General features: G+C 71.8%; 9 protein-coding genes. 3 read left to right on the forward strand and 6 right to left on the reverse strand.

The features are described from left to right. The 3 genes from C3486_RS35500 to C3486_RS35510 all read right to left on the reverse strand — a co-directional run. A partial coding sequence (locus tag C3486_RS35500; protein ID WP_181138802.1) for a tripartite tricarboxylate transporter permease occupies window positions 1-995 on the reverse strand: 995 nt, incomplete at its 3' end. Window positions 996-998: 3 nt separating this feature from the next. Next, entirely contained in the window at window positions 999-1,541 is a 543-nt protein-coding gene (locus C3486_RS35505) for a tripartite tricarboxylate transporter TctB family protein (protein WP_258053194.1), read from the reverse strand. Then, complete coding sequence (locus C3486_RS35510) at window positions 1,538-2,521, reverse strand: tripartite tricarboxylate transporter substrate binding protein (protein WP_103836988.1); 984 nt, start codon at window positions 2,519-2,521, stop codon at window positions 1,538-1,540. Before C3486_RS35510 ends, C3486_RS35505 begins: the two co-directional genes overlap by 4 nt. A gap of 151 nt (window positions 2,522-2,672) precedes the next feature. Between C3486_RS35510 and C3486_RS35515 the strand changes: the two genes are divergently transcribed. Further along, the gene (locus C3486_RS35515; RefSeq protein ID WP_103836989.1) at window positions 2,673-3,347 is read left to right on the forward strand and encodes a response regulator; all 675 of its coding nucleotides are present in this window, start codon (window positions 2,673-2,675) and stop codon (window positions 3,345-3,347) included. A gap of 345 nt (window positions 3,348-3,692) precedes the next feature. Further along, window positions 3,693-4,727, forward strand: a complete 1,035-nt coding sequence (locus C3486_RS35520; RefSeq protein ID WP_103836990.1) for a lytic polysaccharide monooxygenase — start codon at window positions 3,693-3,695, stop codon at window positions 4,725-4,727. Window positions 4,728-4,781: 54 nt separating this feature from the next. Here the strand turns inward: C3486_RS35520 and C3486_RS35525 are convergent, their stop codons facing one another. Then, window positions 4,782-5,669, reverse strand: a complete 888-nt coding sequence (locus C3486_RS35525) for a triacylglycerol lipase (protein ID WP_103836991.1) — start codon at window positions 5,667-5,669, stop codon at window positions 4,782-4,784. Between the two features lie 371 nt (window positions 5,670-6,040). On the opposite strand from C3486_RS35525, the gene C3486_RS35530 reads away from it, so the two are divergent. Continuing rightward, window positions 6,041-6,652, forward strand: coding sequence for a pyridoxamine 5'-phosphate oxidase family protein (locus C3486_RS35530; RefSeq protein ID WP_103836992.1), 612 nt, complete (start codon window positions 6,041-6,043; stop codon window positions 6,650-6,652). On the opposite strand, the gene C3486_RS35535 is transcribed toward C3486_RS35530, so the two are convergent. Both C3486_RS35535 and C3486_RS35540 read right to left on the reverse strand, forming a co-directional pair. Further along, entirely contained in the window at window positions 6,628-7,599 is a 972-nt protein-coding gene (locus tag C3486_RS35535) for a helix-hairpin-helix domain-containing protein (RefSeq protein ID WP_103836994.1), read from the reverse strand. The two genes, C3486_RS35530 and C3486_RS35535, sit on opposite strands and share 25 nt — an antisense overlap. Before the next feature lie 473 nt (window positions 7,600-8,072). After that, window positions 8,073-8,415 (reverse strand): hypothetical protein (locus C3486_RS35540; RefSeq protein WP_181138803.1); only part of this gene is annotated, 343 nt, incomplete at its 5' end.

Here is an 8,415-nt window from a genome sequence, read left to right on the forward strand (position 1 = left end):
ATGACCGCGGCGACGGCGGTGGTCGGCAGGCCGAGGGTCAGCATCGACACGAGGGTGCCGGCCGCCGAGGCGGAGGACGCCGACTCGGGTCCGGCGACGCCTTCGATGGCGCCGCGGCCGAATTCGTCGCGGTGCTTGGAGAGCCGCTTCTCGGTGACGTACGAGAGGAAGGTGGGGATTTCGGCGCCGCCCGCGGGGATGGCGCCGAAGGGGAAGCCGATGAGCGGTCCGCGCAGCCAGGGCTTCCAGGTCCGGCGCAGTTCGGCCTTGCCCAGCCAGGGGCGGCCGACGGGGATGGACTCGCCGGCCGTGCGCCGCAGGTGGGCGGCGACCCACAGGGCTTCACCGATGGCGAAGAGGCCGACGGCCACGATGACGACGTCGATGCCGTCGGCGAGTTGGAGCGAGCCGAAGGTGAGCCGTTGCTGTCCGGTCATCTGGTCGAGGCCGACGAGCCCGAGGGTGAGGCCGATGAGCAGGGAGGCGAAGCCGCGGATGCGGGAGCTGCCGAGTACGGAGGTGACGGCGATGAAGGCGAGCACCATGATGGCGAAGTAGTCGGGTGCTCCGATGTCCACGGCGAGTGCGGCGACCGTGGGCGCGAGGACGACCAGCAGGATCGTGCCGATCATGCCGCCGGCGAAGTGTCCGCAGGCGGCGGCTGCGAGGGCCTGTGCGCCGCGTCCGGCGCGTGCCATGGGGTTGCCTTCGATGGCCGCGACGACGGCGGCGCTCTCTCCTGGGGTGTTGAGCAGGATGGAGGTGGTGGAGCCGCCGAACATGCCTCCGTAGTAGATCCCGGCGAACATGATGAAGGCGCCGGTCGGGTCCAGCCCGTAGGTGACGGGGAGCAGGAGGGCGACGGCCATGGCGGGGCCGATGCCCGGGAGTACTCCGATGGCGGTGCCCAGGAGGACGCCGATCGCTGCCCACAGAAGGTTGAGCGGGGTCAGCGCGGTACCGAAGCCGTCGATGAGTGAGGACAGGGAGTCCATCGTCTACAGCACCCCCATGAGCGGTCCACCGGGCAGCGGCACGCCCAGCAGGTTGTTGAACACGACGTAGGTGATCAGGGACAGGACGGCTGCGATGAGCGGGTCCCGGGTGAGGTTGCGGTTGCCCAGTGCGTAGGCGGAGCCCCAGAAGAGCAGGGCGCCGGAGATCGGGAAGCCGAGCGGTCCGATGAGGACGGCGTTGGCGAGGAAGACGCCGGCCAGGAGGGCGACGGTGCGCCAGTCGCCGGGTTCGGCGAGGTCGATGTCCTCGCCGCTCTCGGCCTCTCCGTGGCCGCCTCGCAGGACATCGATGGCGAGGAGTACCGCGACGACCAGGAGGAGCACGCCGACGACGAGGGGGACGGTGGTGGGCCCGATGGGGCCGCGCTGGGTGATGTCGGTGTCCATCGTGATCGCGTCGGTGAGCACGAGGATGCCGAGGACACCGAGGATGAGGCAGACGCCGAGTTCGGAGCGGCCGCGCAGGCGTGCGCGCAGGCCGCTGCCTCTGGGTGGCGAGGTGGGTTCGGTACCGGTGGTGCTCACAGGCCCAGCTCCTTCAGGACGGTGTCGACGCGCCGGTCCTGGGCGTCGAGGAAGCGGCCGAACCTGTCGCCGGTCAGGAAGGCGTCGGTCCATCCGTTGCGCTTGAGCGCGTCCTTCCACTGCTGGGAGCGGTGCAGTTCGGTGAAGAGGCCGGTGAGTTTCTTCCGTTCGACGTCGGTGAGTCCGGGGGGCGCCACGATGCCGCGCCAGTTGGTGAACTCGGTGTTGACGCCTGCTTCCTTGAGGGTGGGTGCGTCGAAGCCCTTGACCCTCTTGGGGCCGGTGACGGCCAGCAGGCGGAGTTCGCCGGACTTGATCTGGTCGAGGTACTCGCCGACGCCGGAGACTCCGAAGGCGACCTTGCCGCCGAGTACGGAGGCGAGGAGTTCGCCGCCGCCGTCGAAGGGCACGTAGTTGACGGACTTGGGGGTGATGCCGGCGGCCTTGGCCATCAGCATGGGGGCGAGGTGGTCGGGTCCGCCGGCCGAGGAGCCGCCGCCGACGGGCATCTTGCGGGGGTTCTTCTTCCAGTCGGCGAGGAGCTGGTCGAACGTCTTGTACTTGGAGTCCTTGGCGACGACCACGATGTCGGGCTCCTCGGTGAGGCGCGCGATGGGGGTCGTGTCGCCGAGTCCGGAGGGCGAGTGGTTGGTGTGGACGGCGCCGACGACGCCGAGGCCCATGGACATGGCGAGCTTGCCGTTGCCGTGCTCGTTGACGACGCGGCTGAGGCCGACCGTGCCGCCGGCGCCGGGGAGGTTGAAGACCTCGACGTTGTGGTTGAGGCCGGCGTCCTCGATGCTCTTAGCGGCGGTGCGGGCGGTGATGTCGTAACCGCCGCCGGGCGTGTTGGGGACCATGAACTGGAGGCCGGGGATGCTGGTACCGGTGTCGGTGCCGCTGCCCGATGTGAGCAGCGGCGGGCCGATGAGAACGATCAGGACCGCCCCCAGGAGGGCGAGGGGTGTGCGCGCACGCACGGATGACACCACCCTTCTCTTGCGTGTGGCTTCGTGGCTCTGTGGGGGGCGATCGTGGTGAGGGCCACATGTTGCCCGGGGGTTAACTCCGCGTCTCGCTTCCGGTATTAAGAATCGTTGTGAACGTTGTGGTCGCGGAAGGGATCGTTTGATGACCAAGGTGTTGGTCGTCGACGACGACTTCATGGTCGCCAAGCTGCACAGCCACTATGTGAACGCCATCGAGGGCTTCACGGTGGCCGGCGTGGCGCATACGGGGGCCGAGGCGCTGCGCGCGGCCGAGCGGCTCCGTCCCGACCTGCTCCTGCTGGACGTGTATCTGCCGGACATGGACGGCATCAGTGTGCTGCGGCGGCTGCGCGCCCTGGAGGGCGGCGGGCATGCCGACGCGCTGTTCATCACCGCGGCGCGCGACGCGCACGTCATACGGGACGCCCTGCGGGCCGGTGCGGTGCACTACCTTCTCAAGCCGTTCGACCGTGCTTCCCTTCAGGAGCAGCTGCGGCACGTGGCTTCGGTGCGGGCACGTCTGGAGCGGCTGGGTGAGGCGAGCCAGGAGGACGTGGACCAGATCTTCGGGACGCGTCCGCGCGCGTCCCGGGGGCTGCCCAAGGGGCTCGCGGCCCATACGGCGGAGTTGGTCGAGCGCACGCTGCGGCAGCACGAGGGCGGGCTCTCCGCCTCGGAGTGCGCGGCGGCGGGTGCGCTGTCCCGGGTGAGCGCGCGGCGCTATCTGGAGTACTTCACGGACATCGGGCAGGCGGAGGTGTCGCTGCGTTACGGGGGTACGGGGCGTCCCGAGCGCCGCTACCGGTGGATCGCCTGACGCGTCATCTCTTGTGCGTGCCGTTCGGCGTCTCTTGTATGCGTCGTTCGCCGTCTCTTGTACGCGCCGTTCGCTCGCCCCGAGGGCCGGCGGCGGCTGCGGCTGCGGCTGCGGCTGCGGCTGCGGCCCCCGGGGCTTAATCGCCGCTCAGTGGTTCCTTAAGCCACCCCTAAAGATCGCCGAGATGCTGCTCCGTACGGCGAATTCGCTGGTCGGCGCGGCTAGCGTGCTGCCCGCCGGGCGGAGCCGCCGCGGGCCGGCGCCGCTTCTCGGGGGACGGCGCAGGCGTACTGCGAGGGCTCCGCCGCGCGCGCCTCACCCGTACGTCGTGAAGGAGCCCCCACGATGACCGCTCTTCGCAAGGCCACAGGGATCGCCGTCGCCGGTCTCGCCCCGCTCGCCCTCACCGTGTTCGCCGCGCATCCGGCGGCCGCGCACGGCTCGATGACGGACCCGGTGAGCCGGATCTCCGCCTGCTACGCCGAGGGCCCGGAGTCGCCCGACTCGGCGGCCTGCAAGGCGATGGTGGCGGCCGGCGGCGTGCAGGCCCTGTACGACTGGAATGGCGTGCGGGACGGCGCGGCGGGCGGCCAGTCCAGGACGCGCATACCGGACGGCAAGCTGTGCAGCGCGAACAGCGAGGAGTACAAGGGCCTGGACCTGGCCCGGGACGACTGGCCGGCCAGCCCGATGGCGGCGGGTGCGCACACCTTCCGGTACAAGGCGACCGCGCCGCACAAGGGCACGTTCGAGCTGTACCTCACGAAGGACGGCTACGACCCGAGCAAGCCGCTGAAGTGGTCGGACCTGGAGGCGAAGCCGTTCGCCAAGGTCACGAACCCCGAGCTGACCGGCGGCGACTACGTCTTCGAGGGCAAGGTGCCGGCCCGCTCCGGACGCCACCTGATCTACAGCATCTGGCAGCGTTCGGACAGCCCCGAAGCCTTTTACACCTGCTCGGACGTGGTCTTCGGCAAGGGCGGCGGCAGTACGGGCAGCACGGCGGGCGACGGGGCGGAGTCGCGTTCGGCGGCCGCGCCGGCACCCGCGGCGAGCGCCCCGACGGAGCAGCAGCTCGCGGCCGGTGCGGACAAGTCGTCGATGAACCACATGCACCACGGCGGCGCGGGCGAGGACACGCACGCGGACGGGGGCACGCACACGGCTCCGGACGCGCATACGGGTGCGGAGGCCCATGCGAGCACGGACGGGGCGCGGCCCCACGGCTCTTCGGGCAAGGCGGTGAACACCGCGCTGGCGGAGACCGGCGGGAACGGGTCGACCGGCCCGCTGGCGGTCGGCGGCGCGGCCGTGCTGGCGCTGGGTGCCTCGGTGCTCTTCGCGGTCGCCCGCCGCAAGGCCGCCCGGAACGGCGGCTGAGAACGGGCCGTGGGTGCGCTGCCCTACGGGAGCAGCGCACCCACGGGGATGCGGTCAGTTCGACGTGCAGGTCGTCGGCGTCGCGTGGGACGGGTCCAGGGCATTGGCCGCCTCGTGGAAGGCGACCCGGTCGGCCAGGCCGATGGCCAGGTGCTCGGAGAGGTCGGCCGGGCACAGGTCCTGGACCAGGACGTTCCGCACGTCAGGGCCGTTCAGGAACTGGCTCTTGTAGGGCGTGACGACCTCGTCGTACTTGGAGGCGATGACCGTGTAGCGCACGCCGGGCACCGTGTCGCCGCCCTCGTTGAGGCGATTGAGGAAGGCCGAGCCGACGATCTGGTCGTTGAGGCCGGGCGCGAGCTGGTCGAGGTACTTCTTGGCGCCCGGGAACTGGTCCAGGAGCCGGGTCAGGCCGTTGAGGTCGGTGCCGTGGTTGTCGGGTGCGATGCCGACCAGGGCGTTCACCTTCGCGGCGCCGCCGAGGAACTTGAGGTAGTAGCGCGGCATCATGCCGCCCTGCGAGTGGCCCACGAGATCGGTCTTCGCGGCGCCCGTCGCGGCCAGCACCCGGTCGACGTACGCGGAGAGCTGCCCGGCCGACTTGTCGATCGGGCCCAGGCCGTGGAAGAGGGGGACGCCGGGCAGTTGTCCGTAGTCGAAGGAGAAGACGCAGTAGCCGCGCTTGACCAGGTACGGGGCCAGGCCGAGCCAGTTGTCCACGGAGTTGCCGAAGGTGCCGTGGACCAGGACGACGGGCCGGGGATGGGCGGCGGACGGCTTGCAGGAGTAGTCGTTCCAGCCGGCGGAGACGGTGGCTTCCGACGTGGTGGCCGCCGCCGCGGTGGGGGTGGCCGCGGTGGCGGCGCCGAAGGTGAGGGCGAGGGCGGCGAGGGCGGTGACCGTACGTCTTTTGGGCAGCGCTCGGTGCGTGATCGTGTTCATGCGATGCTCCTTGCGGGAGGTGAGGGGGAGCCCGAAGTGCTCGCCGAGTCATCACCTGCGATCCGGATCGCATGGCTCAACGCTGTGATCGACCGTCAAGTTACGGCTGAGTAAGCGCGGGGGTCCAGCCGTGCGACGGTGAAAGAAGTGACACACGATCCTCACCGGACGTACGGGTTATCCACAGGCTCCAGCCGCTGTCGGCGGCCGGGCGTAGAGTCTTTGCCGTGGCGCCCGCGAGCCGCGCGGGCCCGCTGTGACAGGGGGAAACGGCAGTGAAGACCACGCCAGTCAAGACGACGGAAACAGCGGAATCAGCGAACGGAACCGCGCGGGCGGACGGCCGGCGGACCCGGCCGCGGGAAGGCCTCGTGGAGGTCGCCTCCGCCGCGGAACTCCGCGAACTGGTCGGCGAGCCGAACGCCCGCGCGGCCAACAAGGTCCGCCCCGCACTGCACGAGATGGACCGGCAGTGGCTGGCCAACTCCCCGTTCTGCCTGCTCGCCACGGCCGACGCGGAAGGCCGCTGCGACGTCTCCCCCAAGGGCGACCCCGCGGGCTTCACGCTCGTACTGGACGACACGACGATCGTCATCCCCGACCGCCCCGGTAACAAGCGCGTGGACGGCTTCCTCAACGTCCTGGCCAACCCGCACATCGGCCTCGTCTACGTCCTCCCCGGCCGCGACGACACCCTCCGCATCAACGGACGCGCCCGGCTGCTGCGCGACGCTCCCTTCTTCGACGAACTGACCGTCAAGGGCCTCCGCCCGGCGCTCGCACTGCTCGTGGAGATCGAAGAGGTCTTCCACCACTGCCCGAAGGCGTTCCTCCGGTCCGGCCTCTGGCGCACGGAGACCTGGCATCCCGACGCGGTCCCCACCCGGGCCCGAATATGCAAGGCCCTGGAAGCCCCGGAGCTCCCGCTCGAAGCCCTCGAAGCCCACTACGGCCCGCGCTACGCCGACCGCCTGTACGGCTGACCGTAGGACGGACGGCCCGCGGCCCGGACGGGAGCCGCCGACGCGGCGGCGGGACGGGCGGCGTGCGGACCGAAGCGGCTGCGGGCGCGGTCCACTGCGGCCTCGATGCGGCGGGCCTTGTCGTCCGCCGGGTCGAACGACAGCTGACGGGAGGCACGTTCGGCCCGGCAGAGGTCCTCGGCCCGCAGCGCCACTGCTCGCACACGCGCGCGTTGCAGACCGAGCGCGGCGTGCAGCGCATAGGCGACCTCGGTCAGCGCGGGCCCGTGCGCGGTCGGCTCGGTCAGCCGCCGGGTGCGGGTCGTGGTGGAACGGTCGGCGTAGCGGACGGTGAGCGTGAGCGCGCCTGCCACCTGACCGCTGCTGCGCATCCGGGAGCCGAGTTCGTCCGCGAGCGAGAGCAGTGCCCTGCGGCGCCGCGACTCGTCCAACTCATCATGGAGGAAACGGTGTTCGGCGCCCATTGAGCGGGACGGGGCGTTCGGGGTGACCGGGGTCGGGTCGATGCCGCGGGCCCGCTCGTACACCCGGCGGCCGGCCTTCGCGCCGAGGATGCGCTGCAGGGTGGCGGGTGGTGCCGAGGCGATCCGCCCGACGCTGTCGAGCCCGTACGCGCACAGGGCGCGGGCCGCGGCGGGACCGATGCCGTGCAGGGCGGCGACGGGCCGGCGGTCCAGGAAGGCCGCGACGCCCTCGGGGTCACCGGGGACGACGCGGATCTCCCCGGGCGCCGCGCCCTGGGCGGCCATCCGAGCGAGGAGGGGGTTACTGGCGATACCGATGGTGCACTCGACGCCGTACCAGGCGAGGGCGCGCAGCCGGAGCAGTTCGGCGATGCCCTCGGCGTCCCGGCCGAAGTACCGCTGAGCACCGCGTACGTCGGCGAGCGCGGCGTCCGGCGGCAGCGCCTCGACCACGGGGGTGAACTCCCCCAGCAGCGCGATCAGCCGCTCGTACGTCTCCTCGCCGAGGGGCTGGGCGGCCGCCCTTCCCCCGCGGGAGGGGCCACGGGGCGCGCCACCGCGGGGTGAGCCGTCACGGGGTGCGCCGTCACGGGGTGCGCCGTCACGAGGTGCGCCGCCGGACGCACCGTCACGGGGCGCGCCGGGTGTTCCGGAGGATTCGGCCGCCTCCGGGGCTCGGGGGGCTCCGGCCTCGGGGTCCGGGGCGGGCGACGGAGCCGGGGAGGCCGGGGCGGGTGGTGCGGTCGGGGCCGCCGGCGCGGTCGGTGCGGCTGGTCGGAACCGTATGTACAGCGCGGCGGCAGCGGGCCGGGGGCTCGGCGTTGGCGCGGAAGGGTTCATGGAAGGGAGGGAGGAGACAGAGGGAGCAGGGACAGCGGAAGGGGTGGAAGAGCTGGGGTCGGAAGGGTGAGGAAGGGTTGCAGGAGAGGTCGTAGGAGGGAGGTGTCGGTCGGTGGTCATCCTGCGCTCCCGGGGCTGGCGTGCCAGAGCTTGCGGCCGGTGGCGGCGCGTTCGCCCGCGGGCTGGAGGTCGGCCCACGGGTGCAGGGTGTAGCCGGTGGGCAGGCGGATGACCCGCTCGTCGTCCGGCGCCGCCGGGTCGCCGTCGGACGCGGCGGGGCCCCCGGAGTACGGCGCGGAGGAGTCTCCGGGGTACGGCGCGACGGGGCCGCCGGAATGAGGCGCGGCGGAGTCCCCGGAGTACGGCACGGAGGAGTCTCCGGGGTACGGCGCGGCAGGGTCTCCGGAGTACGGCGCGGCGGAGTCCCCGGAGTACGGCACGGAGGAGTCTCCGGGGTAC

Origin of the sequence: Streptomyces sp. Ru73 (genome assembly GCF_002920575.1) — a bacterium.
Lineage (GTDB): Bacteria > Actinomycetota > Actinomycetes > Streptomycetales > Streptomycetaceae > Streptomyces.